22 protein-coding genes are annotated in these 26,703 nt (G+C 54.8%); 9 read left to right on the forward strand and 13 right to left on the reverse strand.

Annotation, left to right across the window (positions count from 1 at the left end; genetic code table 11):
• The first annotated feature begins 114 nt into the window (after positions 1–114).
• From GSQ70_RS16655 to GSQ70_RS16680, 6 genes are all read left to right on the forward strand, one after another.
• Positions 115–510: a CidA/LrgA family protein gene (locus GSQ70_RS16655; protein ID WP_158783579.1), complete on the forward strand. Its 396-nt coding sequence runs from the start codon at positions 115–117 to the stop codon at positions 508–510.
• The gene (locus tag GSQ70_RS16660) at positions 503–1,195 is read left to right on the forward strand and encodes a CidB/LrgB family autolysis modulator (protein ID WP_158783580.1); all 693 of its coding nucleotides are present in this window, start codon (positions 503–505) and stop codon (positions 1,193–1,195) included. Before GSQ70_RS16655 ends, GSQ70_RS16660 begins: the two co-directional genes overlap by 8 nt.
• 127 nt (positions 1,196–1,322) lie before the next feature.
• Positions 1,323–2,207, forward strand: coding sequence for a cytidine deaminase (gene cdd / locus GSQ70_RS16665; protein ID WP_158783581.1), 885 nt, complete (start codon positions 1,323–1,325; stop codon positions 2,205–2,207).
• A gap of 119 nt (positions 2,208–2,326) precedes the next feature.
• On the forward strand, positions 2,327–4,024 hold the full coding sequence (locus tag GSQ70_RS16670) for an NAD-dependent malic enzyme (protein WP_158783582.1): 1,698 nt from the start codon (positions 2,327–2,329) through the stop codon (positions 4,022–4,024).
• A 199-nt stretch (positions 4,025–4,223) separates the two neighbouring features.
• On the forward strand, positions 4,224–4,949 hold the full coding sequence (sanA, locus tag GSQ70_RS16675; protein ID WP_158783583.1) for an outer membrane permeability protein SanA: 726 nt from the start codon (positions 4,224–4,226) through the stop codon (positions 4,947–4,949).
• Positions 4,950–5,053: 104 nt separating this feature from the next.
• Positions 5,054–5,362 (forward strand): hypothetical protein, encoded by a 309-nt coding sequence (locus GSQ70_RS16680; RefSeq protein WP_158783584.1) that lies wholly within the window; start codon positions 5,054–5,056, stop codon positions 5,360–5,362.
• Positions 5,363–5,405: 43 nt separating this feature from the next.
• Here the strand turns inward: GSQ70_RS16680 and mglC are convergent, their stop codons facing one another.
• The 7 genes from mglC to GSQ70_RS16715 form a co-directional block, all read right to left on the reverse strand.
• The gene (gene mglC / locus GSQ70_RS16685; protein WP_158783585.1) at positions 5,406–6,416 is read right to left on the reverse strand and encodes a galactose/methyl galactoside ABC transporter permease MglC; all 1,011 of its coding nucleotides are present in this window, start codon (positions 6,414–6,416) and stop codon (positions 5,406–5,408) included.
• A gap of 19 nt (positions 6,417–6,435) precedes the next feature.
• Positions 6,436–7,956 carry a galactose/methyl galactoside ABC transporter ATP-binding protein MglA gene (gene mglA / locus GSQ70_RS16690; protein ID WP_158783586.1) on the reverse strand — a complete coding sequence of 507 codons (1,521 nt, stop codon included), beginning with the start codon at positions 7,954–7,956 and terminating at the stop codon, positions 6,436–6,438.
• A gap of 86 nt (positions 7,957–8,042) precedes the next feature.
• Entirely contained in the window at positions 8,043–9,035 is a 993-nt protein-coding gene (gene mglB / locus GSQ70_RS16695; protein ID WP_158783587.1) for a galactose/glucose ABC transporter substrate-binding protein MglB, read from the reverse strand.
• Positions 9,036–9,345: 310 nt separating this feature from the next.
• A complete protein-coding gene (gene galS / locus GSQ70_RS16700; protein WP_158783588.1) occupies positions 9,346–10,386 on the reverse strand; it encodes an HTH-type transcriptional regulator GalS in 1,041 nt (346 codons plus the stop codon).
• A 158-nt stretch (positions 10,387–10,544) separates the two neighbouring features.
• The gene (yeiB, locus tag GSQ70_RS16705; protein ID WP_158783589.1) at positions 10,545–11,702 is read right to left on the reverse strand and encodes a DUF418 domain-containing protein YeiB; all 1,158 of its coding nucleotides are present in this window, start codon (positions 11,700–11,702) and stop codon (positions 10,545–10,547) included.
• Positions 11,703–11,720: 18 nt separating this feature from the next.
• Positions 11,721–12,386 carry a GTP cyclohydrolase I FolE gene (gene folE, locus GSQ70_RS16710; protein WP_158785346.1) on the reverse strand — a complete coding sequence of 222 codons (666 nt, stop codon included), beginning with the start codon at positions 12,384–12,386 and terminating at the stop codon, positions 11,721–11,723.
• Positions 12,387–12,512: 126 nt separating this feature from the next.
• Positions 12,513–13,649, reverse strand: coding sequence for a YbfB/YjiJ family MFS transporter (locus GSQ70_RS16715; RefSeq protein WP_158783590.1), 1,137 nt, complete (start codon positions 13,647–13,649; stop codon positions 12,513–12,515).
• A 128-nt stretch (positions 13,650–13,777) separates the two neighbouring features.
• On the opposite strand from GSQ70_RS16715, the gene GSQ70_RS16720 reads away from it, so the two are divergent.
• The 3 genes from GSQ70_RS16720 to fghA all read left to right on the forward strand — a co-directional run bounded on the left by GSQ70_RS16720 (position 13,778) and on the right by fghA (position 16,717).
• Positions 13,778–14,674, forward strand: a complete 897-nt coding sequence (locus tag GSQ70_RS16720; RefSeq protein WP_158783591.1) for a LysR family transcriptional regulator — start codon at positions 13,778–13,780, stop codon at positions 14,672–14,674.
• Between the two features lie 63 nt (positions 14,675–14,737).
• The gene (locus GSQ70_RS16725) at positions 14,738–15,862 is read left to right on the forward strand and encodes an S-(hydroxymethyl)glutathione dehydrogenase/class III alcohol dehydrogenase (protein ID WP_158783592.1); all 1,125 of its coding nucleotides are present in this window, start codon (positions 14,738–14,740) and stop codon (positions 15,860–15,862) included.
• A gap of 12 nt (positions 15,863–15,874) precedes the next feature.
• Positions 15,875–16,717, forward strand: coding sequence for an S-formylglutathione hydrolase (gene fghA / locus GSQ70_RS16730; RefSeq protein WP_158783593.1), 843 nt, complete (start codon positions 15,875–15,877; stop codon positions 16,715–16,717).
• Between the two features lie 84 nt (positions 16,718–16,801).
• Here the strand turns inward: fghA and GSQ70_RS16735 are convergent, their stop codons facing one another.
• From GSQ70_RS16735 to GSQ70_RS16760, 6 genes are all read right to left on the reverse strand, one after another.
• Positions 16,802–16,969, reverse strand: coding sequence for a hypothetical protein (locus GSQ70_RS16735; RefSeq protein ID WP_158783594.1), 168 nt, complete (start codon positions 16,967–16,969; stop codon positions 16,802–16,804).
• Positions 16,970–17,117: 148 nt separating this feature from the next.
• Positions 17,118–17,873, reverse strand: a complete 756-nt coding sequence (locus tag GSQ70_RS16740) for an autotransporter outer membrane beta-barrel domain-containing protein (protein ID WP_158783595.1) — start codon at positions 17,871–17,873, stop codon at positions 17,118–17,120.
• A gap of 12 nt (positions 17,874–17,885) precedes the next feature.
• Complete coding sequence (locus tag GSQ70_RS16745; protein ID WP_158783596.1) at positions 17,886–21,929, reverse strand: hypothetical protein; 4,044 nt, start codon at positions 21,927–21,929, stop codon at positions 17,886–17,888.
• A gap of 651 nt (positions 21,930–22,580) precedes the next feature.
• Positions 22,581–24,548 carry a catecholate siderophore receptor CirA gene (cirA, locus tag GSQ70_RS16750; protein WP_158783597.1) on the reverse strand — a complete coding sequence of 656 codons (1,968 nt, stop codon included), beginning with the start codon at positions 24,546–24,548 and terminating at the stop codon, positions 22,581–22,583.
• A 165-nt stretch (positions 24,549–24,713) separates the two neighbouring features.
• Complete coding sequence (locus GSQ70_RS16755) at positions 24,714–25,499, reverse strand: ABC transporter ATP-binding protein (RefSeq protein WP_370521075.1); 786 nt, start codon at positions 25,497–25,499, stop codon at positions 24,714–24,716.
• Entirely contained in the window at positions 25,499–26,578 is a 1,080-nt protein-coding gene (locus GSQ70_RS16760) for an iron ABC transporter permease (protein WP_158783598.1), read from the reverse strand. Before GSQ70_RS16760 ends, GSQ70_RS16755 begins: the two co-directional genes overlap by 1 nt.
• Positions 26,579–26,703 lie beyond the last annotated feature (125 nt).

The raw sequence follows: 26,703 nt of genomic DNA on the forward strand, positions 1-26,703 counted from the left end.
TTTCTTCCCCAGCCTTTTCCCCACACAAATCCCTGCTTCATGCCACGACTGTGACCGGTAGCACACTTATTCTTTTGATCGTATGATTAACGCACATAAAACCAGGAGCTTATCATGCGTAGCGCGCTCTCTGTTGGCTGGCGAATTCTCCGTGCCTTTATCATTATTTACCTCTGCCTGTATGCCGGAACCGGCCTCTCTGCCCTGTTACCGGTGACCATTCCTGGCAGCATCATCGGTATGCTGATCCTGTTCACCCTGCTGGCTTTACAGCTGCTTCCGGTAGAGTGGGTGAAACCCGGCAGCACCCTGCTGATCCGCTATATGGGCCTGCTGTTTGTGCCGATCAGCGTGGGGATCATGAGCTACACCGATGTCCTGAGCGCGCAGTTCGGCCCAATTGTCGTTTCTGTGGTGGTGAGCACCTTTATCGTGCTGCTGACTGTCGGGCTGGCCTCACACAAGCTGCATGGCAGAGCGCCAGCAACACCTGGAGCCGCCGATGAGTGATATTTGGTGGTCGCTGCCGCTGACCATCGCGGTTTTCTTTGCTGCACGCCGGATTGCCGCGAAGGTGAAAATCTCGCTGGTCAACCCGCTGCTGGTGTCGATGGCGGTGATTATTCCTTTGCTGCTGCTGCTCCAGATGCCCTACGCCCGGTATTTTCAGGGAAGCTCAGTGCTGAACCAGCTGCTGCAGCCGTCAGTGGTGGCGTTGGCTGTTCCGCTCTATGAACAGATGCATCAGATCCGGGCGCGCTGGAAATCGATTATTGGCGTCTGCTTTATGGGCAGCATGACCGCGATGATTTCCGGTACCGCCATTGCTTTGTGGATGGGCGCAACACCGCAAATTGCCGCCACTATTATGCCAAAATCTGTCACTACCCCGATTGCGATGGCGGTGTCCGGCACCCTTGGGGGGATCCCGGCCATCAGCGCAATCTGCGTATTAATAGCGGGCGTGCTGGGGGCTGTCTTCGGCCATATGCTGCTGAACATGCTGAAAATCACCAGCAAGGCTTCACGCGGTCTGGCGATTGGCAATGCTTCACACGCACTCGGCACTGCGCGCTGTGCGGAGCTGGACTATCAGGAAGGCGCCTACAGCTCGCTGGCGCTGGTGATCTGCGGTATCATCACCTCGCTGCTGGCCCCCTTTCTGTTCCCACTGCTGATGCATCTCTGGGGCTAAAACTTGCGATAAGTCGCGCATTTCACTGAACTATTTCATAAATTACATTGTTAATGTGACTAAAATCACATACAACAGCGTAACGGCTCGCCATCATAGGCGGCCGACCCAGTGAAAGAGGCCCGCTATGCATCCACGTTTCCAGACCGCGTTCACCACGCTGCCCACCCTGCTTCAGGCCGCCCTTCAGCCCCTTATCGCTTGTGATGACTTTCCGGCTTTTTTCACCCCGGAGCAGGCAGACGAGCTGAAAAATCGCACCGGCCTGGACGATCGCGAGCTGGCCTTTGCCCTGCTGCCTTTAGCCGCAGCCTGTGCGGTGGCTCCCCTTTCCAACTTTAACGTTGGCGCGCTGGCCCGCGGGAAAAGCGGCCACCTCTATTTCGGTGCCAACATGGAGTTCACCGGCGCGACGATGCAACAAACCGTACATGCCGAGCAGAGTGCCATTACCCATGCCTGGATGCGTGGCGAAACGGCGCTGGAAGCCATCACCGTCAACTACACGCCATGCGGCCATTGCCGTCAGTTTATGAACGAGCTGAACAGCGGTACCGCGCTGACCATTCATCTGCCAGGCCGCGAGCCTGCCACGTTGGGCGATTATCTGCCGGATGCGTTTGGCCCGCGCGACCTGGCGATCCAGATACTGCTGCTGGATGAGGTCGATCACGGCCTGCCGGTTAAAGGCGATCCGCTGGCGCAGGCCGCGCTGAAGGCCGCTAACCGCAGCCATGCTCCTTATTCTCAGGCGTTGAGCGGCGTGGCACTGCAAACTGCTGACGGCGGCATTTTTGCCGGAAGCTATGCCGAGAATGCGGCGTTTAACCCGAGCCTGCCCCCGTTACAGGCAGCCCTGAACCTGCTGAATCTGGCCGGACACGATGTGCTGCAGATCCAGCGTGCCGTGCTGGCGGAAGCGCCGGATGCAAAGGTGATCCAACGCCAGGCGACGGCTGCCACTCTGCAGGCACTCGGCTGCAGCAATATCACCACCATTCCTCTGGTTTAATCCTGTCAGTTGCACAATTCCCGCAGCTTTTGTTATCAACTATTAACAAAAGCTGTACTTTCAGATGGATTATTTTAGGATTGGGCCACAACATCCCGATCCGAATGAGTATTGATTGCATGGAACTCGAATACGAAAGTAAACGACCGCTTTATATCCCTTATGCCGGCCCTATTTTGCTGGAATTCCCGCTGCTGAATAAGGGCAGCGCGTTCTCGGTTGAGGAGCGCAATGAATTTAACCTCCGGGGCCTGCTGCCGGAGACGGTGGAAACCATTGAAGAGCAGGCTCAGCGCGCGTGGCGTCAGTTCCAGGACTTTAAAAACGACAACGACAAGCACGTCTACCTGCGCAATATTCAGGACACCAACGAAACCCTGTTCTACCGCCTGCTGGATAACCATCTCGAAGAGATGATGCCGATTATCTACACCCCGACCGTCGGCGCAGCCTGCGAACATTTCTCTGAAATCTACCGTCGCGCCCGCGGTGTATTTATCTCCTACCCAAACCGCGGCAACATCGAAGATATGTTGCAGAACGCCACCAAGCAGAACGTGAAAGTGATCGTGGTGACCGACGGCGAACGTATTCTCGGCCTCGGCGACCAGGGCATCGGCGGTATGGGCATTCCAATCGGTAAGCTTTCTCTGTACACCGCCTGTGGCGGCATCAGCCCGGCTTACACTCTGCCAATAGTGCTGGACGTGGGCACCAATAATCAGCAGCTGCTGAACGACCCGCTGTATATGGGCTGGCGTCATCCGCGTATCACCGGCGAAGAGTACGAGAATTTTGTTAACGAGTTCATTCAGGCGGTGAAGAGCCGCTGGCCAAATGTGCTGTTGCAGTTTGAAGACTTCGCCCAGAAGAACGCCATGCCGCTGCTGGAGCGCTATCGCGACGAAGTCTGCTGCTTTAACGATGATATTCAGGGCACCGCAGCGGTCACCCTGGGCACATTGATTGCCGCCAGCCATGCGGCAGGCAGTAAGATGAGCGAGCAGAAAGTGGTGTTCCTGGGCGCGGGTTCAGCCGGTTGCGGTATTGCCGAGCAGATCATTGCCCAGATGAAGTCCGAGGGCCTGAGCGACGATGAAGCCCGTGCACGGGTATTTATGGTCGACCGTTTTGGTCTGCTGACCGACAAATTGCCTAACCTGCTCAGCTTCCAGAGCAAACTGGTGCAGAAGAGCGATAACCTGGACAACTGGGATTCCTCTTCCGATTCGCTGTCCCTGCTGGACGTGGTGCGTAACGCGCGTCCGGACATCCTGATTGGGGTTTCCGGTCAGCCGGGCCTGTTCAGCGAAGAGATCATCCGCGAGATGAACAAGCACTGTGCGCGTCCTATCGTAATGCCGCTGTCTAACCCGACCTCCCGCGTGGAAGCCACTCCCCAGGATATTCTGGCCTGGACCGACGGTGCCGCGCTGGTTGCCACCGGCAGCCCGTTCTCTCCGGTGATGTGGAAAGAGAAAACCTACCCTATCGCCCAGTGCAACAACTCCTATATCTTCCCGGGAATTGGTCTGGGCGTGATCGCGTCCGGTGCAACCCGCGTGACCGACAGCATGCTGATGGCGGCAAGCCGCGCGCTGGCAGACTGCTCGCCACTGGTGAACGATGGCAATGGCCCGGTGCTGCCTGAAGTGAAAGATATTCAGGGCGTGTCAAAAGTGATCGCCATGGCGGTAGGTAAAGCCGCTCAGCTGGCTGGCGTGGCCGTGGTCACTTCTGAGGATGTGCTGTCGAAGGCTATCTCGGCCAACTTCTGGCTGCCTCAGTATCGTCATTACCGTCGTACTTCTATCTGACGGCAGAGGGCGGAATTCTTTCCGCCCCTTTCTCTTTCACCTGACTGGACAGAATAAATTCTGATTCCGGCCTTTTATACCCGTTTAGCTCAACGTATTGTGCGAAATGCCACCATATGGTGCACAGCGACTTGCTTCACCCCGCCGGGTAAAGTAGCCTTGATCCACCCTATAGCTTCACGTCTGAGCACCGTCCGGAATGGTAAAACGCTTGATTTATGGACTGATTATCATCTTCGTTCTGATGGTAATGACTGCGCTTGGCCTGGATCGCTGGATCAGCGTTAAAACCGCCCCCTATGTCTACGATGATTTGAAATCACTGCCGCATCGCCAGGTTGGCGTGGTGCTGGGCACGGCGAAATATTACCGTACCGGCGTCATCAATCAGTACTATCTCTACCGGATGCAGGGCGCGCTGAACGCCTACAACAGCGGCAAGGTCAACTACCTGCTGCTGAGCGGCGATAACGCCCAGCAAAGCTACAACGAGCCGATGACCATGCGTAAGGATCTGATGGCCGCTGGCGTACCGGCTTCGGATATCGTGCTCGACTATGCCGGCTTCCGCACGCTGGACTCGATAGTCCGCACCCGCAAAGTGTTCGACACCAACGACTTCATCATCATCACCCAACGTTTCCACTGCGAACGGGCGTTGTTTATCGCGCTGCATATGGGCATTCAGGCTCAGTGCTATGCCGTGCCGTCGCCGAAAAATATGATGAATATCCGCATACGGGAAGTTGGTGCCCGACTGGGTGCACTTGCCGACCTGTACCTGATGAAGCGGGAACCACGCTTCCTCGGGCCGATGGTGCCGATCCCGGCCCTGCATGAGGTGCCAGAGGATACGCAAAGCTACCCGGCAGTGACCCCGGAGCAACTACTGGAACTGCAGCAGAAGCTGAAAAAGCCCATTTAAGTGCATTGGCCAAAGTGGTAGAGTTCAGCCCGGCGATTAAAAAACCGCCGCCCCTGTTACCAGAAAAAGGTGACAGGCCGCCTGAACTGACAAGGAGAGTTACGATGAAATGTCGACTGCTATTGTCGTTCTTGTCTCTGATACTGATGGGATGTGCCGGGCAAGAGCACACTTCACCTTCAGAACATGAAGCCATCACCTCTGCCAAAAACGAAAAAAAGAGTGGGACACATTTATCGCCCCTCTTTCAAATAAAACGCTCTCTTCCGATCAAAGACTACTTAATAAAATGGAGAATCAGCACGGTAAGTAAGTTCAAAAAGGTAGCGGCTGACTATCACCCGACTAATGAGCAAGTGCGTTATCGTGCCCGTGGCTTTAAGGTGTGGATGGAAGAGGTTACTGACGGGTAACAGAGCCAGAAGCGGCAGGCCTCTGGCTCTACGTCGGAAATAATTACTTCTTACGGGCGTACTTAAGGGAATCCAGCGCCACCGCGAAGATTATGATGCCGCCCTTAATAATGTACTGCCAGTATGGGTTCACACCGATATAGGTCAGACCGTAGTTGATCACGGTGAAAATCAGCACCCCGGTCACCACCCCTGCCACGGTCCCCACGCCACCGGCAAAGGACACGCCACCCACCACGCAGGCCGCAATCGCATCCAGCTCGTACATAAAGCCCAGGTTGTTGGTTGCTGAGCCGATACGCCCCGCTTCCAGCATCCCACCGAAGGCATAAAACACGCCAGACAGCGCATAAATCAGGATCAGGTTGAAGTTCACGTTCACACCTGACACCTTCGCCGCTTCCGGATTACCGCCGATAGCAAAGATGTTTTTACCAAAGCGGGTCTTGTTCCACAGGATCCAGACAAAGAAGATCGCAATGGCGGCATAGAAGGTTATGTACGACAGCTTAAAGTCGCCAAAGCGGATAAAGCCCTGGGCAAAGGTCGAAAACTTCTCGTCAAAACCGGCAATAGGTGAAGCACCCACATAGTCGTAATACAGGGAGTTAATGCCGTAAACGATAATCATCGTGCCCAGCGTGGTAATAAACGGCGTCACCTTCAGATAAGCGATAATCAGGCCGTTGACCAGACCAATCACCCCGCCGATCACGCAGACAATCAGGATCACCACCGGAATGGGCACCGTATCCAGATGCGGGAACACTTTGTTGGCGTTATCCATTGCCTGCAGCAGCGTTGCCGCCACGACCGCCGCCAGACCCACCTGGCGACCCGCTGACAGGTCAGTCCCCTGGGTGACAATTAACCCGGCAACGCCCAGCGCGATAATAATACGCACTGAAGACTGGGTTAAAATATTACTCAGGTTCATTAAGCTTAAAAATGTCGGGTCCTGGAAGATAATTATTGCCAGCAGAACCAGCAACACAACATATATCCCGCCCTCTTTTAACCAGGTGAGCGCACTTTTTTTATTCACAGCTTTCATGGTAACAGCCCTTACCTCATTAAAGGTGCTTCGATGCCAAACGTAAAATTTCGTTTTGCGTAGTCGTTTTGGTTTCAACAATGCCCGCAACCATGCCGTTACTCATTACCAGTATCCTGTCGGTAATGCCTAAAAGTTCCGGCATTTCGGAAGAAATAATAATGATGCCCTTCTCTTTCTTCGCCAGTTCAGAAATCAGCTGATAAATTTCAAATTTCGCACCGACGTCAATTCCACGAGTTGGTTCATCCAGCATCAGAATTTCCGGCTGAGTTAATAACCAGCGGCCAATAATGACTTTCTGCTGGTTCCCACCGGATAAAGAACCAATCGACGTTCTGTGCCCCGGTGTTTTCACCCGCATGGAGTCAATCACCCATTGGGTGTCGCTCTTCATCCGGCTGTTATCCAGCAGGCCGACGCTGTTTTTATATTTACGGATATTTGAAATCAGCGAGTTAAAGCCGATATCTAAAAAGGCATAGATCCCGGTGGCCCGTCGCTCTTCTGTTACCAGGGCAAAGCCATGGTTAATCGCTTCGTTGGCGCTGTGGTTATTGATCTTTTTGCCGTGCAGCTTAATGGTGCCGCCTGACTTTTCGCGGATACCAAACAGGGTTTCCACAATATCGGTACGCTTGGCGCCCACCAGACCGGCCACACCGAGGATCTCGCCCTTGCGCAGATCGAAGGAGATATCGCGGATCGACGGCTGGCGCAGCGAGGTCAGGTTGCGCACTTCCAGGATGGTTTCACCAGGAACATTGGTCTTATCCGGGAAACGCTGGCTGAGCGAACGCCCTACCATCATGGCAATGATCTTATCCATATCCAGCCCTTCCAGCGGCTGGGTGGCAATCCACTGGCCGTCGCGAAGGATGGTAATTTCATCACACAGCTGGAAGATCTCTTCCATTTTATGCGAGATATAAACGATGCCGCAGCCGCGATCTTTCAGTTTACGGATAATAGTGAACAGATGGTTCACTTCTTTCTCCGTTAATGAAGATGTCGGTTCGTCCATGATGACAATTTTCGCATCATAGGAAAACGCTTTAGCAATTTCGATCATCTGCATCTGCGAAACGGAAAGCGTAACCACTTTGTCTCGCGGATCGATATCAATATCCAGTTCATCAAAAATGGCTTTGGTGTCGCGGTACATTTTGTCCTGATCGACAAAAAAACCTTTGCGCGGATAACGCCCCAGCCACATGTTATCCATAACCGTGCGTTGCAATACCAGGTTTAATTCCTGATGCACCATGGAAACGCCATTTTCCAGCGCTTCTTTCGAACTTTTAAAATCGATTTCCTTGCCCTGGAAAACGATGCTTCCCGTGTCTTTACTGTAGATACCAAACAGGCATTTTAATAACGTGGATTTCCCCGCGCCGTTCTCACCCATCAGTGCATGAACCGAATGAGGGCGGATTTTTAAATTCACGTTGTCTAACGCTTTGACGCCGGGAAATGATTTGCTGACGTCGGTCATTTCCAGCAGATAGTCGCGCTGAGTTTGCACTTTATCACTGCCCATAATTCTACCTGGCTTCTCGTTACTTGAAACCGGACGCTGATGGCAGGTCCGGAAAAGGGCGCAGCGGGAGGCTGCGCCCACACCGGTTATTTCGCGATCTGCGCCAGGTTATCTTTATCTACTGGCACATAGGCAACACGGACAACTTTGCCGTCAAGCTTGTAGTTGGTGCCTTCGGTGGCTGGTTTGCCTGCTGCCAGGTTTTTCGCCATGTCGAAGGTGGCTTTCGCCTGATTTTGTGCATCGTTCAGCACGGTACCGGCCATCGCACCGGATTTCACCAGCGCCAGCGCTTCTGGCAGGGCATCGACACCAAAGACCGGAACGTTGGATTTGTTGTGCGCTTTCAGCGCTTCAACTGCGCCCATTGCCATCGCATCGTTGTTGGCAATAACCACTTCGATTTTGTTGCCGTTAGGACCGGACAACCATGCATCCATCTTGTCTTTTGCCTGAGCGGTGTCCCACATGGCGGTATCCAGGTGCAGCTGCTGCGTTTTCAGACCGTCTTTGTTCAGCGTGTCGATCACGTATTTGGTACGGGCTTCTGCATCCGGGTGGCCCGGCTCGCCTTTCAGCAGAACGAACTGGATCACGCCGTCTTTGTTCAGATCCCAGTTAGCATTAGCTTTCCAGTGTTTCTCGATCAGTTCACCCTGCTTCACGCCGGACTCTTTAGAGTCGGTACCAACGTAATAGGCTTTGTCATAGCTGGCCAGCGCTTTCGCCGTCGGTTCTTTGTTGAAGAACACGACCGGAATATCGTTCGCTTTCGCTTTGCTGATCACCACCGCGGCCGCGGCCGGGTCGACCAGGTTGATTGCCAGCGCCTTAACGCCCTTCGCCACCATCACGTCAACCTGGTCATTCTGGGTTGACTGGCTGTTCTGCGAGTCGTTCATCAGTAGCTGAACGTCCGGGCTGTTTTTTGCCTCTTTCTCAATATCTTTACGCACGACGGACATAAAGTTGTCATCGTATTTATAAATGGTGACGCCGATACGGGTATCCGCTGCGTGAGCTGTTGCACCGAACATCATGCTGGCAACCAGGGCGGTGAGGGTGAAAGCCTTCTTCATATTATCTCCGGTTTTTTGTAGGGTCGTACTCAGCGTCACGCCATCATGGCGGGCGGGACGTTAATTTCCGGCGAGGCGATAATGTTTCAACAACGTTACGCAAAGCCGACTATTTGTTAAAACAAAACCCGACTTCCCTGTACGGTACCGCTGTCCTGAACGCTGTGTAATGAACTGTTTCACGGAGGCTGAAACTTGCGGTTCAAGGGGATTGTTCCGCGTTACATAATGTTTCATCCTGGTCAACTGGCTGCCATCATAAGGAAGGCGATGTTAATTAACTGTGAATTTACTCACAAATTGAAAACGGTTACACCGCTGAATCGCTCGGGTTAGTGACGGGCTCCACACTTTGACGATAAGCGACCGAATGGCGACGAACCAGCGTCGGCATAAAGCAGTGCTGGGCGCTGTCATCCAGCAACCCTGCCGCCCCTTTGAGGGCCAGTTCAGTAGCAAGTTTTGCCATGGAAACAATGGGGTAGCGTACAGTGGTCAACTGTGGGTCGGTGTAACGCGAAATCGGAATATCATCGAAGCCGATCACCGATAAATGCTGTGGCACCGCAATGCCGTTGTCTTTCAGCGCGGCCAGCGCACCGGCAGCCATGCTGTCGTTATAGGCAAAGACCGCCGTCAGGTGCAGGTTACGCCCCAGCAGTTCCACCATTGCAGCTTCCCCGCCCTGCATATCCGGCTCGGCACTGGCGACCCAGCTTTCCGGCTGCGTGACGTCCTGCTCTGCCAGCGCCTGTCGCCAGCCCGTCCGGCGCTGGTCCACATCTTCAATCGGGTGGCTGGAACTGAGATAGCCTATGCGCTGATGCCCCTGCTGCTGCAGCATTCTTGTCGCCATCAGCGCGCCACTGACGTTATCCAGGCAAACGCAGCGATGGGCATAACCTGGCACTACCCGGTTGATTAACACCATTCCCGGCACCTGGTCCATCAGCGAGGCGAGTTCTTCGTCCCCCAGCGCCTTGGCATGCACCACCAGCGCGTTGCAGCGCTGACGGATCAGCACCTCAATGGCGTGGCGCTCTTTGTCGGCCTGATGGTAAGAGTTGTTGATAAGGACATGTTTTTGCATGCGCTGGGCGACGGTATCAACCGCCTTAACCAGCGCGCCAAAGAAGGGATCGGACACATCCATCACCACCACGCCAATCGTGTCACTGACCTGCGAAGCCAGCGCCTGCGCGTTGGCATTAGGCCGGTAACCCAGTGAGTCAACGATGCTCAGCACCATATCACGGGTTTCCGGCGTCACCGCACTGCTGTTATTCAGCACGCGCGACACCGTTGCCACCGACACGCCGGCCTCCCGGGCCACATCGCGGATGGTAATCATGATTGTTTACCAGAGGAAATTAAAAGTTGCATAGCCGTTCCTGACCCAGTATGTCTGGCGGCTATTCTGGCAGGGGCTGAGGCGGGGCTACGTGAAACTCGTCACACCAATGAAAACGGTTACATACAATTATGCAACATTTGTGACCGCCGTCATCATCAGGACGGGCTTTTTTCCAGCGGCTGCCCGCCCCCCAGCACGGTCAGCTTACGCCAGAGCCATTCCATCGGCCCCTGATGGAAATAACGCAGCCACAGCACAGAGAACAGGATATTGATCAGCCAGACTACCGGCACCACGGCCAGCAGCTGCAGCCGGTCAAGCTGGCTGAACCAGCCCAGCCGGTTGAACAGCGTTGTGCAGATCGCCGTCTGCAGCAGATAGTTAGTCAGCGCCATGCGCCCGACACAGCTGATGGCATGGGTGATTTTCAGACGGGAAAGCGTAGGCCAGTAACCGAAGCATAGCGCGGCATAGCCCACGGCCTGTAGCGGTGCACCCAGCTCCGGCGGCAGCTGCAGAAAAAATCCTGCCCAGCGAAAGTCCCAGCCGGTTATCCATTGCAGATAAATGCCGGGGATCTGAATCAGCCAGGCGGTGCCAATCAGCATCAGCGCAGTGCGACGATAATGCACCTGGCTGAAGGTGCCCCGCAGCCAGCCGCTGCGCATCAGCGCCGCGCCAATCATCATCAGCCCCGCGAGCTGCCAGCCATACTGCACCGCCAGTGAGATCAGACCCGATGAGAACAGATCCAGCCGGTTGATAATGGCTTCCCAGCCGCCGCGCGTTTTCCAGAACGTCTCAAACTGTACTTCAGCGAAATCTGGCAGCCACGAACGGTTGGCCTGATGCCCTGAGGCCATACCCAGCACCAGCAGCGTACAGCTGCCGATGATATACAGCAGCACGCCAGTATTGAACAGCTGTCGGCTGGAGCCGACATCCCGGATCATCCGCCAGACCACCAGCCCAATCAGGCCGTAATCCAGCAGGATATCGCCATCCCACAGCAAGATGCTGTGAATAAAGCCAAACAGTACCAGCCAGGTCAGCCGCGCCTGCAGCCAGCGTTTGCCACGCGGTAGCAGCATCTGCAACCCGGCACCAAACAGCAGGGCAAACAGCGCGAGGAATTTGATTTGAGCAAACAGGGAGACCAACGCCCAGCTCCAGGCATCATGCAGCGAAGGCTGACCGTGCCAGGCAGGATTAAGGTAGGCGGCGTGGGGCAGCCCGAAGGCAATAATATTGAGCAGCAGGATCCCCAGAATGGCGAGTCCCCGGATAAAATCCAGCGTATGGATGCGCGGCATTCTGGGATCCAGTGAAGATTAGCTGTGGCGAACGGCGCGCAGGAATTCCTGACGGGTATTCTGGCTCGACTTGAACAGGCCGCCCAGTGAAGTGGTGGTGGTGGCGCTGGTCGCATCACGAATACCACGCGCTTTCACGCAGTAGTGAACGGCATCAATGGAAACCGCCACGTTGTTGGTGCCGAGCAGGGTCTGCAGCGCCACCAGGATCTGCTGGGTCAGACGTTCCTGAACCTGCGGACGTGACGAGAAGAACTGCACGATACGGTTGATCTTCGACAGGCCAATCACCTTGTCTTTCGGGATATAAGCCACGGTGGCTTTGCCGTCGATGATCACAAAATGGTGCTCACAGGTGCTGGTCAGGGTGATATCCCGCACCGTCACCATCTCATCCACCTTCATCTTGTTTTCAATGACGGTGATTTTTGGGAAATTGGCGTAATCCAGCCCCGAGAAAACCTCGTTGACATACATTTTGGCAATGCGATGCGGGGTCTCACGCAGGCTGTCGTCTTCGAGATCGAGATTCAGCAGCTGCATTATCTCGGTCATATGTCCGGCAATCAGACGCTTACGGGTTTCGTCATCCATTTCACGCGCAGGCGAGCGTAACGGGGTTTCCAGTCCACGGGCAAGCAGCGCGTCGTGTACGAGTGTGGCTTCCTGACTTAACGTAGCCATGGCGATCTCTTCTCCGGCAGGTAATACTCCGATCCCGGACGGGACCGGCATAAATTCTGAGGCGGTATTTTGGTACACAACGCGCCGTTAATCCAGTGAATCAATTTAAACGACCGTGAAACAGTTTCACACAGCCGCCGGATCGCGCCGCCATACCAGCATGCCTGCCACCACCAGCCCTGTCCCGGCCACGTATAACGCCGGTTCCAGTTGATGCGTTAAGGCCGTTGAAATGGCGGATAACAGCGGCCCCACAAGTTGCCCGACGGCATAGCCGGTGGTCAGCAATCCGGCCATATAGCGGGTATGCTGCGGTGCCAGCTCACGGGCATATTGCAGAGAGAGTTGCACCACGCAAAGGAAGCCGCCACCGATAAATATCGCACCCAATACCAGCCCACTGATACCCGGAACCAGATCGGCACAGAATACGCCCAGTGCCTGAATCCACAGGGTGACAGCCAGCCGCATGTTGGCGTGACCAAGATGCCGCGTGAGAATGCCCAGCCCGATGCCGATAACCGCTGCACTGCCGAAAATCGGCCAGACAAACTGCGAGAACGGGCTGCCGGGAAAGCGTGACACGGCCAGCTGGGACAGGAAAGTTGCGGGCAGGATGTAGCCAAACCCGGCCAGGCTGTAGCTCCAGACCAGCTTTTTCAGCCCTGTAGTTAATACCAGCGGTTCCGGAGCCACTTCCGGCCGGTGCAGCTCCCCTTTGCGCGGCAGGTTACGCGCCACCAGCGCCACCAAAACCAGCGCCAGCACGCCATAGGCACTCCAGGCCCAGGCGGCACTGACGCTCTGGGTGTGTAAGATCCACCCCAGCATTCCGCTGAGGAATATCCCGGTGCCCGGCCCGGCAAACACCGCTGCGCTCAGTCCGGGGCGGCCATGCTTGTGAAGTTGCTCGTTGCTCCAGGCGGCAATCAGCACCATACCCCAGCCGCTGGCCCAGCCGATAAAGAAGCGGATAATACCGTGCAGCCACGGGCCGGAAACGCAGGCCGAAAGCAATGTCAGGATCACTGCGCCCCAGATCCCAGCCTGCAGGCGGCGTTCAACATGCCGGCTCGCCCGCATCGCATCATAAGACCCGCAGAGATAACCGAGATAGTTAAAAGCCGCCACCACAGCCGCGCTGGTCAGCGACAGCTGATGCTCACCAATCATCAGCGGTACCTGAGGAGTGAAGGCAAATCGACCGATCCCCATTGCCACGACCAGTGCGATAAATGCGCTCAACGCCACGCGAAAAGCCATACCCTACTCCTTAACCTGAATGAGCGAAGACCGGCATCGTTGCCGGTAAGTGTTGCCACTATCCTGCCTGAAGGTTAAACTCACGAAAAGTGAATAATAATGACCAAGTTACTTACGGTAAGAGAATAATGGATCTGACCCAGCTGAAAATGTTCTGTTCGGTGGCCGAAACAGGTTCGCTGGCACGTGCCGCGGAGCTGCTGCATCGCGTGCCGTCCAACCTGACCACGCGCCTGCGCCAACTGGAACAGGAGCTGGGCACCGATCTGTTTATCCGCGAGAAGCAGCGTCTGCGCCTGTCGCCGGTCGGCCATAATTTTCTCTGCTATGCCCAGCGTATTCTGGCCCTGAGCGAAGAAGCGTTGAGTATGACGCACAGTGGCGAACCCGGCGGGAATTTTGCGTTGGGTTCAATGGAGAGTACGGCCGCCACCCGGCTGCCGGCACTGCTTTCCGCGTACCATCAGCAACACCCCACCGTCACCCTGTCTTTGATCACCGGTACTTCTGGCGAGATTATTGAGCGTGTGCGTGAGGGAACGTTGTCAGCCGCGCTGGCCGACGGGCCGGTTAACGTTAATGAACTGAACAGCTGCAAAGCCTTTGACGAACGGATGGTGCTGATCTCCAGCCTCAGCCATGCGCCCATCATGCAACCTTCAGATGCGGCTGGCGATACGCTTTTCGCCTTTAAGCCAAGCTGCTCCTATCGCCTGCGCTTTGAAAACTGGTTCCGCAGCGCGGGCGTTCAACCCGGCACTTTTATGGAGATCCAGTCCTATCACGCCATGCTGGCCTGCGTGGCCAGCGGGGCCGGACTGGCTCTGCTGCCGGAGTCGGTGCTGGCTCAGCTGCCAGCCGCTGAACGTATCCAGCGCCATAAGATCCCCGCTGAAGTCAGCGAGACCGCCACCTTCCTGGTGTGGCGGCGCGATGCCTTCACGCCGAATATCAAAGCTCTGAAATACCTTATTATCGGCCAGTTTGATCAAGCCGCTGACGCCAGCGAAGCCTTAGCCGACTGAAAATTCGTCCATACTTACACCACTGTTTTCTGACCATAGCGGATCACACCTAAAGGAAAAAACATGCAAATGATTAAAACTCGCGCCGCAGTTGCCTGGGCTGCCGGTGAACCTCTTTCAATTGAAGAAGTTGATCTGATGCCGCCGCAGAAAGGCGAAGTGCTGGTCCGTATCGTCGCCACCGGCGTGTGCCATACGGATGCCTACACCCTGTCCGGTAAAGATCCTGAGGGCGTGTTCCCGACAATTCTCGGCCACGAAGGCGGTGGTATCGTTGAAGCGGTCGGCGAAGGTGTCACCAGCGTGGCGGTTGGCGATCATGTGATCCCGCTGTACACCCCGGAATGTGGCAAATGTAAATTCTGTCTGTCCGGTAAAACCAACCTCTGCCAGGCAATCCGCACCACTCAGGGTAAAGGCCTGATGCCGGACGGTACCACCCGCTTCTTTAAAGATGGCAAGCCAATCTTCCATTACATGGGGACCTCAACCTTCTCCGAGTACACCGTGATCCCGGAAATTTCACTGGCGAAAATCAGCAAAGAAGCGCCGCTGGAAGAAGTGTGCCTGCTGGGCTGCGGCGTCACCACCGGCATGGGCGCCGTGATGAATACCGCCAAAGTGAAAGAGGGCGACACCGTGGCCATCTTTGGTCTGGGCGGCATTGGCCTGTCGGCGATCATCGGCGCGAAAATGGCGAAAGCCGGCCGCATCATCGGTATCGATCTCAACACCAGCAAGTTCGATCTTGCGAGCAAACTGGGTGCCACAGATCTGATCAATCCAAAAGACTTTGACAAGCCAATTCAGGATGTGATTGTGGAAATGACCGACGGCGGCGTGGACTTCTCCTTCGAGTGCATCGGCAACGTCAACGTGATGCGTTCCGCGCTGGAGTGCTGCCACAAAGGCTGGGGCGAATCCGTGATTATCGGCGTGGCCGGTGCCGGTGAAGAGATCGCCACCCGCCCGTTCCAGTTGGTCACCGGTCGCGTATGGCGCGGCTCCGCATTCGGCGGCGTGAAGGGCCGTTCCCAGCTGCCGGGCATCGTGCAGCGCTATATGGACGGCGAATTCCAGCTGAACGATTTCATCACCCACACTATGCCGCTGGAAGAAATTAATGAAGCCTTCGATTTGATGCATGAAGGGAAATCGATTCGTTCCGTGGTGCATTTCAACAAATAATCAGGAGGATTGATGGCATCCACTCTGGAACTACTGGAAGAACATCGCCTGTTTGGCGGCTGGCAGCAGCGCTACCGCCACCCGTCCACCACGCTGAATTGTGCCATGACCTTCAGCATTTTTCTGCCAGGGCCAAAGCGTGATACGCCGCCGCCGGTGCTGTTTTTCCTCGCCGGACTGACCTGCACCGACGAGAACTTCTCCACCAAATCCGGCGCGCAGCGCGTGGCAGCGGAGCTGGGAGTGGTACTGGTGATGCCAGACACCAGCCCGCGAGGAGAAGGCGTACCTAACGATAATAGCTACGATCTCGGCCAGGGAGCGGGATTCTATCTGAATGCCACCCAGGCACCGTGGGATCGGCATTTTCGCATGTACGATTATTTGAATGAGGAGCTGCCCCGGCTTATCGCCAGTAATTTCCACGTCAGCGATCGTCAGGCGATTATGGGCCATTCGATGGGCGGACATGGCGCGATTATGCTCGGGCTGCGTAACCCGCAGAAATTTACTTCGGTTTCTGCTTTTGCACCTATCGTGAACCCGGCAGAAGTCCCGTGGGGACAAAAAGCCCTCACCGCTTATCTGGGTGAGAACAGCCTGGCCTGGCGCGAGTATGACAGTTGCTGGCTGATGCAACAGACAACGGCGAAAGTGCCGATGCTGATCGATCAGGGCGACACCGACCAGTTCCTCGCCGATCAACTGCATCCCGAACGGCTGGAAGCGATTGCCAGTGAGAAAGGCTATCCGTTAACCGTGCGCATCCAGCCTGGCTACGATCATAGCTACTTCTTTATCGCCAGCTTTGTGGAAGACCATCTGCGGTTCCATGCTCAGCATCTGCTGGCTTAAGCAACCGCTGAGGTAACAACGCTCCCATCACGGGAGCGTTTTTTTATTGGTCTGGCAGTAAATGCCCGCCGCAAGCGGCGTCAGTCATTCTGTTAACAGCGCCTGCGTCACCCATGCTTTGTTTTCTGGCAGCTTCTGATACACCTTTTCTATCTGCTCCCTTCCCTGTTCCAGCGCCTGATACATCTTCAGCAGATTTTTTTGCTGCTGTTTCAGCAGACAGGCTGCCCGATCCTGGTCTGTCACTTTCATTTTGTCATCCTTCGTTTAACGATCACATCCGGAACAGGCTGGCGACAGTGCTGCTCGCCAGCCCGGTGAGACCCGTATTTATTACGGTGTATTTTTTGTGATTCCCTGGTGTGCATTTTCTCCAGCCCGCAGACCGGAGCGGTTTAGATCAGAAACTGCGGCTTACGTTGAGCATAAAGCCCTTGTCGCTCGCGCTGTCCTCCTTCCACTGGTAAGCATTGAATCCCATGGTGGTGTTGTGCTGCTGATAATTCACGCCTGCCACCGCCTGGCCGTTCAGGTCACCCGACTTCCTGTTGTTGTCAACGTTGAAACGCCGGCCGGACAGCCCCTGCAGCGAAGCCTGCGCCTGCGTGGCATGGCTGCTCAGGTTCGGACCCGCTTCAAGGCGCAGGCTGGCCGCACAGCCGTGGTCACCCGCATAGTCCAGCTTCATCCCGGCCACTGCATCCACCGCAGTTTCGCTGTCGCGGCTCATGGTCAGGTTGAAGTCACCCGCGCCGTGCTCACTGTAGCCATCAAACGTGTAATGGCGCATTTTCATGCCCGCGTACGGTGCCAGCGTGACGCCTTCGTTCAGCTCAAACTGTTTCGTTCCCTGGCTGCGAAACTCAAGATACTGCTGGCTGCCGGAAGTGCTGGCCACGCGGTTCACACCAGCGAAGTTGAGGTGGCGACGGCTTTCCAGCTGATACTGGTCGTAGCGCAGACTGTTGTCCCAGTTGGTGTCCGCCGTCAGCGGCAGGCTGTGGCTCAGCCCCATAAACTGGCCGTAGCCTCCGGTCAGACCGTTATCGCCCGCACGGGTGCTGTGATTACCACCGTTACCCGTCAGGCGCGCCATGCCCCATGTCGCCGTCAGTTTGCCCAGCCCGGTGGCAAACTGCTGGCCCAGCGCCATCATGTCGTAACTGACCTAGTTATCCATCTCTGCACGCCTGTCGCCCTGTGCCACCACGTTAAATGACAGGCCGCTCTGAGCAATCACCGGAGCCGTTTCCGCCAACATGCTGAAACGCTGACCGAGAATGCGGGTTTCGTGGTTCAGATTTGTCGCCTGGCTGCCGGAAATCTGCTTCAGCGCACGGGTCAGTTCGCCAGAAGTGGCCAGATTCAGACTGCTGAACAGGCTGTTGTTGGTGTAGCCGTTGTCCAGCGCCACTGCCACGCTGCGCACGCTGGCATCGGCAACCGATGCATAATCATTCTTACTCATGGTCACGTCGACATTGCCCTGAGCGTTTTTGCTTGCGCTGGCCTTCCACACCACGCTTCCAGAGCCGATATTTTGCTCACCGCTGATGCTGTCCGCCTGGATCACATTGCTGAAAGTCACGGCTTTGGCTGATGTGCTGCTGGCAAAACCGGTATCCACCGTCACATCGTTATCAATCACCAGGCTACGTGCAGACAACGTGCCCGCCGTGCCATCACTGTTAGTGCCTATCACGTAACTGGACAGGCGCAGCGGGCTGTCAGCAGGTAATTTGGGGATGGAAATAGTGGGTGTGCTGTCCGGTGAGGGAAACCGTCCGTCTCTCCCTTGCTGTTCGCTGACGCCATCCTGGAAAACGCCACAACCGCTTTCGCACATCAGATTGACTGTACCGTTGTTGTAGATTTTGGCACGGGTACCGGTGCTGGTACTGGCGAAGGCCACCGAGTCATTGGCCCAGACGTTGATCACCCCATCAAGGGTGTTGTTGATGATGTTACCGCTGCCCTGAGCCAGGATGCCTACCAGCCCGGTGCCATTAGTACCATTTGCTTTGCCTTCTTTGGTGCCAACGTTAATCACTCCGGCATTCATCGCGTAAACGTCGTAATTTGAGGCCCCCATGCCTATGGCAACGGCGTTATCACCGGTGACGTTAATTTCTCCGGCATTAAGAAAGCCGTAGCCCCGGGTCAGGCTAATTAACGGATTAGCGGGAGAATCGCCACTGATTTTTCCGGTTTCAGTGTTGTACAACCATTTGATGGCGTTGTTGGCATTAGTGGCCGCCAGACTGATAGCGTTATAACCGTTACTGGCAATCAGTTCACCACGGTTGTACAGGTTAAGGCTGTCCAGAGTGTAGGTAATATTGATCAATGAGTTAGCACTGCCGTCCACTGCGCTGCCCGTATTGCGGATAGTGCCACTCGCTTCGTTATATACCACTAACGCGCCACTGATTACGGCTGCACCGTCCTTCTTGCCGGTAATTTCGCCCTGGTTGACCAGGTTGTTGGTATTGCTGGTGCCGTTAATCTGACCGGCAGCGATCGCCCCTTCTTTATAGTTGACCAGGTTGCCCGTCACATTGAGCGCATCGGCAGTGATGCTGCCATGGTTATGCAGGTTGGCGCTGGTCAGTTTTGCTGAGGTAATGCTGCCGCTGTTCAACAGGCTGTCGGTGGTGGTGACACTGTTGGCGTTCAGCGTGCCGGTATTATTGATCTCTGCAGAGGTCACGGCACTGGTCGAAGCGAGCTGACCACTGTTTTGCAGCCAGCCCGCAGCCGTTAGCGGACGGGAATAAGTGGCGCTGCCATCATTATCGACATTCGCAGAAAGATACCAGCTGCCACCCGAACCACTGGCCATTATCGTCTGCCTATCTCCAGCCGCAGTTATCACCGTGTTATCAAGAAAATCACCGGTGAAAGGCGTGTCCACACTGCCCCAGTTGTTGTCGGTGTTGGTGATTATCGTACCGCTCAGATTCACCGTTCCACGGTTGATAATCCGGCCGTTACCCTCGGAGTAAAATGCGTAACCTTTATCGGTGTTGATATTAATTACGCCATCGGTATCGTTCAGCGCCATGCCATTATTCACTGCCGCCATGGCATACAGCGCATCCGCATCCGCATTATCCGACGTCAGGGTAATCACCCCCCGATTTATCGCCGTGCCGTCGCTGGCCACCATGCCCATTCCGGCATTGTTGACCGAAATCTCACCGGTGTTGATGACCACCGATGTGGGTGAGTTTGCCAGCATGGCAACGCCACGCCGGTAGTTGGTTGCATCTTTCCACAAACCTGTTTCATAAAGGACATGACCATCACCGTCCAGGCTGTTGGACATCGCATTGAGCGAAATCAGGCCGTTATTAATAGCAGTCCCATTATTACCGGCGGCCATTCCATAAGCATTCTGACCGCTGACGTTGATGGTGCCCTCATTTAGGGCTGAACTGTCCAAAGCGTTGACACCATAGAGGCCAGCAAGATAATCAATCGACTCTTTTTCGGGATAATAATACAGGCTGTTCACCGCATCCTGAACTGACACCACATCCAGCAATCCGTCACTTGCATTCTGGAATTGCGAGCCCTGAAGCCAGACCAGCGAGGAAGACCTTATTTCCTGCACCAGGCCCGGACGAAAGCTCAAGCCTCCGCTATTGATAATGGTCGCATTAGCACCGGATATTGTCTTACCTCCCCCCCGTGAAATGATAATCGAACCTTTGTTTATCAGCGTGGAGCCATCTATAAATATCGCGGAAATATCCGTTCCAGTTGCGACGGGAATTATATCGTGTGCATAGAAATTCAGTACGCTGTCATCATCCAGCAAAAGTGTATTGCCCTTGCCGGTGACGTTAATATACCCCAGCATACGACTGTAGGGAGAGAAGGTGCCAGTAACGGTGACGTCAGATGCGCCCCTCAGAGTAATAGTATTATTTTCACCCGCGACATCCAGAGCATAGACGCTGACATTGTGACTCTGTAAAGCTTCCTCAACATACTCACGGCCCGCGTAGTTAAGATTCAGGCCACCAGTTATGGCTATGGTGTTATCTGAACCATTGACCACCACGCCCTTTTGCCCGTTTTTATTGTCGGGCTGCGGATATTTATTTCCCTTGAAGTTAAGGGACACGGTGCCATCCAGAGTAACCTGATTGTGATTACCGCTCAGCAAAATACCGGTGGCGCTGTCCGATACATAAATATTGCCATTATCATTCAGCGAGGCATTATCCGAGCTGATTTTCAGCCCTACTGAATCGGAATCACGTACCGTGATATTACCCGTGTTGTTCAGGACGGCACGGTTGCCCAGCATATTTATCCCTGTAGCCCCACCGGTCACCTGCAGACTGCCGTTCTGCGCCACCGCGTTGTTCTCTCCGGTAACCAGAAGCCCTGTTCCACCAGCATCGACTGTCATATCCCCATTCAGTTTAACTCTGGCGTCGTTGCCGCTAACAGCAATCCCCGTTCCGCCATCGATCTCCAGATCGCCATTCTGCCTGAGGCTGGCAGCGTTGCCATTAACGACCAGACCGGCAGATCCTTCGCCACTAACAACGCTGTCACCTTCAATAATGGTGCTGGTGTTGTCTCCCTTAACGACCGTGCCCTTTCCACCCCCACTGACGCTGGTATTCCCGGTAACAGTGTTAACGGTGTTGTTACCAGTAATCAGTTGCCCTACAGTACCTGCGCCTGCCGCAACGTCACTCTCCAGGCTGTTTTCACGGCTATCCCCGGAGAGCGTTTCACCCACCTTCCACTCTTTCCACGGGCTGGCAGCATCAGGCTGCTGCGGTGAATCCGGTGAGGGCTGAAGTTCGGGGCCCGGCTGCTGTGAATCCGGGTCAGTTTGCGGTTCTGGCTGTGAGTCCGGAGCAGAGTCTGAAGAAGAGTGATGACCGGAGGATCCGCCCCCTCCGCTGCTGACCACCGCAATGGTTGCCGCTACTGCCGCGATGCCCGCCGCGCTGAGCGGCACGGCATGTTCCACTGCCCACTGCGAGGCACTTTTCTCAACCTGGCATTCAGCAGGCAATGAGGCATATTCTGCAGGACTCAGTCTGGAAGGATCGGCCGGGCAGGCATCAGAAACTGCCGCGAACCTGGAGGTAATTGGGTTATCAGCCATGGCACCCTGACTGATTGCCAGAGCAATACAAGCTGATAATACTTTTATATTATCCTTGCCTTTTTTATTGTTCATTAAACCCCGCCTTTATTTTTTGGTAATAATTAGCAACCCCATGACTGATGACATGTAACCGGAACTTACGCCATTAAAGGCGCCAATTAGCGACAAAAAAAACATTCCAGACACCGGATAAACCCAGAATTTAAAAAAATCTTAAATTTATGTTGGAGTCTGATTACACCGGTAAGAAAAACTTAATTTTCCGGGAAAAATCTATTAAGAAAAGTTTAATAATAGAGAGTAACAATTAAAGTTCTTTACTATTTTCACCACGCGAACAATATAATAACCTGCAAGGTAAAATGAAGTAGACATAACTCAAATTAGTTCGTTTTCATCACCAAAAGGCGTTTCTGAGGCATTCAATACAAACATTAACTCAACATAATAATTACCTTATTATTTTCCCTAACGTGCATTATTTGAGTTAAATTAAAAAGAAAAACCACCAGCCAGATCAAATACTCCCAAGACCTGATGCTATGAATGGCTTTAACAATAAGAAATACGCAATATTGTGTAACATCATCGCGTAAAATGACTATTGGAAATTTGGGTTACTACTCATCATGAAAAAAAAACCGAACCCTTAAGGGTTCGGTCTGGAGAGCATCATCTTCATATCGGGATATTTTCAGAATTAACTAAAGTTCTCCCACAAGATCAGAATGTATAGTCCACTGCAGCAAAATAACGGCGACCATCTTCACTGTAACTGTAGCTGTCGCGACTCAGTTCCTTATCCGTCAGGTTCATCACCCCTGCCCGCAGCTTAACGGCTTTGGTTGCCTGCCAGGATCCACCAGTATTCCACAGCACATAACCCCCCGGTGTTGCACCATCATTATTCAGTGTGCGGCGTTGACCAGAATAATTAGCCTGCAGATAGAAAGACCAGTCCTGTAGCGGCGTCCAGTCCAGCGTGCTGTTGGCGGTATGCAGCGGCATCTCTTCCAGCGGCTTGTTGCCACCGTTGCTCAAATCACGCCCGTCGGTATAGGTGTAGTTCAGCGTCAGTTTCCACTCATCACTGAACGGGACTTTTACCTCCGTTTCCACCCCATTGATTCGGGCTTTATCGACGTTGTAATAGCGGAATACCGGACGCCCGCTGTCGTCAAAGCCAACAAAGTTGCTGTAACCAGGCGCCAGCGCGGTTGAGGCAGTCCGTGAGATGTTGATCATATCATCAACGTTGTTCTGGAAAGCGGTGATGCTGCCGGTGATACCGTCCAGCCAGCCTTCATCACCCGTGTAGTAGATCCCCAGTTCAAAACTCTCGCTGGTTTCCGGCTTCAGATCTTTACTGCCGACAATCGCACAGCTGCCACGGCAGGAGTTGGTCTGCCAGTCAGGACTGAGCTGCAGCAATGAAGGGGCTTTAAAGGCATTGGCCCAGCCCCCTTTCAGCGTCACAGTGTCCGTTGCGCTGTAAACCAGATAGGCTCGCGGACTCCAGTGGTCACCATAGGTCTGGTGATCATCCATACGGACTCCGGTGGTCAGCGCCAGCGCATCGAAAATCCGCCATTCGTCCTCCACAAACAGCGCATACTGACTGGCAGAGGTTTTGCCGCTGCCAGCAAGATTGACCGGATCTTCCAGCTTGTCGTGCCGGGCTTCCCCGCCGAAAGTCAGCAGCTGGTTCAGATTGCCCAGCGGCAGGATCAGCTTGCCGTCCAGCGAGTTATTTTTGGAAACAATGTTGTCGCCACTGGTGTAATTATCCACCCGGTCGCCATAAAAGCGCAGCTCGGTGTTTCCCCAACCCCAGCGACCATTGTGACCCAGCGAGTAGTTCTGCCGCTCCAGGCGATTTTTATCCAGCGAGTCGGATGAACGATCCTGGCGGTTAAAACCGTAGCCAAAGGTCATATCCTGAGTTTTGCTGGGTGTCAGGGAGAACTCTACGTTGCCGTCGCGAGTGGTATAACCTTCAATACCCGGCGTCAGGCCCGTGGCAGAAGTGACAGAAGGTTGCTGACCGTCTTTTTCCCGCTTGCCCAGACTGCCGTAGACTTTCACCCCCAGCAAATCGTCAATCAGCGGCCCGCCAGTAAAGAAATTTCCGTTATAGCTGTCGCCCCGATCGCGATGCTCCTGCACGGTAGTATCCACACTGAAAGTCCCGTGCCAGGCTTTACCCACCTTACGGGTGATAATGTTCACCACGCCGCCAAGTGCATCCGAGCCGTACAGTGAGGACATCGGACCGCGCACCACTTCTATACGTTCGATAGCGTCGGCGGGGATCCAGTTGAGGTCAAAATCATTATGGCGGAAGACGGCGTTGCGGGAATTCACGCGCTTGCCATCGATCAGGATCAGCGTATAGCTGCTGTCCAGACCGCGCAGGCTGATGCCTTTACGGTTGTCCCCTTCGTTGGTCAGCTGTACGCCGGGCACGTCGCGCAGCACCTCACGCAGGTTCTGCACCGGCTTACGTTTAATCTCTTCCGCAGTGATCACACTGATGCTGGCGGGGGCATCTTTAAGGTTCACTTCCGTGGCGGAAGCCGTGACCACCATCACATCGTCTTTCTCTTCCCGCTCGTCAGCAGCAACGGGGAAACTGAAGGCCAGCGCGGACGCGCACAGCCCGCAACGTACGGCAGGGTTCAACCTGAGCATGCTATTCTCCTTGAGGCGCATATAAACTAAAAAAGTGTTTTCAATACCTTTTGCTCACACTTAAATCACAGAGTTACCCCTGTTAAATTCCGGATATTTTTCCGGTTAACTATTCAGTCTTATCAGAGTGGAAATACAGAGGCGAAATAAATTCCGCCCCCGGATTCAGAAGCCTGGCTCAGTCACCAGGCCATCAATCAATACCTGCGGCGTGCCGTGAGAACAGCGCTCGATGCGGCCTTTCACGCCGTAGACTTTCGCCAGACTTTCCGGGGTAATCACTTCTTCTGGCAGGCCGTCTGCGATCAGCTCGCCGTTTTGCAGCATTAATACGTGCTCGCCGTGACGCAATGCAATATTAATATCATGCACCACGACCACGGTAATAATATTGCGCTTGCGGGTTTCACGGCGCACTAAATCCATCACGTGAAACTGATAATTTAAATCGAGGGCGCTCAGCGGCTCGTCCAGCAATAAAAGCTCAGGACGACGGATCAGCGACTGCGCCAGCCCCACCAGTTGCTTCTGTCCGCCAGAAAGCTGATCGAGAAAACTCATAGCCAGATGCGCAATCCCCAACCGTTCAAGCAGCTCCATCACCTCCGCTTCACCGGATGCACTGCTGCGCCCACCGGAAGCACGTTGCGCCACGATAATCGATTCCAGCACGTGCAGATGGACTCCGGCAGGCAGGGACTGCGGCAGATAAACCACTTTCTCGGCCCGGCGGGCAAACGGCAGCCCCATCATCTCGTGACCATTAAGCCACAGCTCTCCCTGAGCACGATTTAATCCGGCCAGAGAACGCAACAACGTGGATTTGCCGCAGCCGTTCGGTCCCAGCAGCACGGTGATTTTGCCACGCGGCAGCAGCGGAACATTGAGGTTGCTGATGATTTTGCGTTTCGGGTAACCGGCATGGAAGCCACTGATTTTCAGGCCGTCCATCAGACATTCCCCCGGTGGCGCAGAATAATACTCAGGAAGAACGGCACGCCCACCAGCGAGGTGACGATGCCCACAGGAATGATCACGCCCGGCACCAGATTTTTCGAGACCACAGAGGCCAGCGACAGCACCAGCGCACCGGTCAGCGCACTGGCAGGCAGATAGAAGCGATGATCTTCGCCAAATACCAGCCGGGCAATGTGCGGTGCCACCAGGCCGATAAAACCAATCGGGCCGACAAAGGCCACCGCCAGCGCGGACAGGATGCTGATACGCAGCAACGTCGCCAGCCGCAGACGGCGCACGTCAATCCCAAAGCTCACCGCCCGGTCCTCACCCAGTCGCAGCGCGGTCAGCTTCCACGAACTCATCATTGAGAACGGCACCAGGATGGCAAAAGCCAGCGTCAGCACGCCCAGCTTCTGCCAGGAGGCGCGGGCCAGGCTGCCCATGGTCCAGAACACTAATCCCTGCAGCGTGTCTTCGCTGGCGATAAACTGCATCATCGAAACCAGCGCATTAAAGGTAAACACCAACGCGATGCCGAACAGCACCACGCCGGAGCTGGCTACACGGGTCCAGCGCGTCACACCGTCCAGCATCAATGCCGCAAACAGCGCGAAGAAAAAGGCGTTCGCCGAGATAAACCACTGATCGGGTATGCCGGGGATCCCAATCCCCGGCACGATTGCCAGCGCCGCACCAAATGCCGCTGCTGAAGAGACGCCCAGCGTGAACGGGCTGGCCAGCGGGTTATTCAGGATAGTTTGCATCTCTGCCCCGGCCAGGCCGAGAGCCAGCCCCACCACCACCGCCATCAGCGCGTAGGGTAAACGGATATCCCAGACAATGACGCGGGTTCCGGCATCCACGCTCTCCGGCGACAGCAGCGTTTGCCACAGCGTGGAGAGTGACAGTCCGGCCGGACCAAGAGTGAAATCCAGCAGCAGAGAGGCCAGGATCGCCAGCACCAGTACGCCCATGATCAACAAACGGTGGCGAAGCACCTGATGATAACGGCCCATCACCTGGTTCTGCTCCTGAGTGGCATATCGGCCTGTGTCGTGGGTCAAACTCATCGTTGTACCTGGAAAAAGGGGGGTAAAGTCAAGGCGGTAACATTAAAGCAAATGATAATAGTTATCAATAATATTTGTAAACGGGTATTACCGACGCCTGAAAAGGCAAAAGGCGCGGATTTCCG

This window comes from Pantoea sp. BAV 3049, from assembly GCF_009765445.1.
Lineage (GTDB): Bacteria > Pseudomonadota > Gammaproteobacteria > Enterobacterales > Enterobacteriaceae > Erwinia.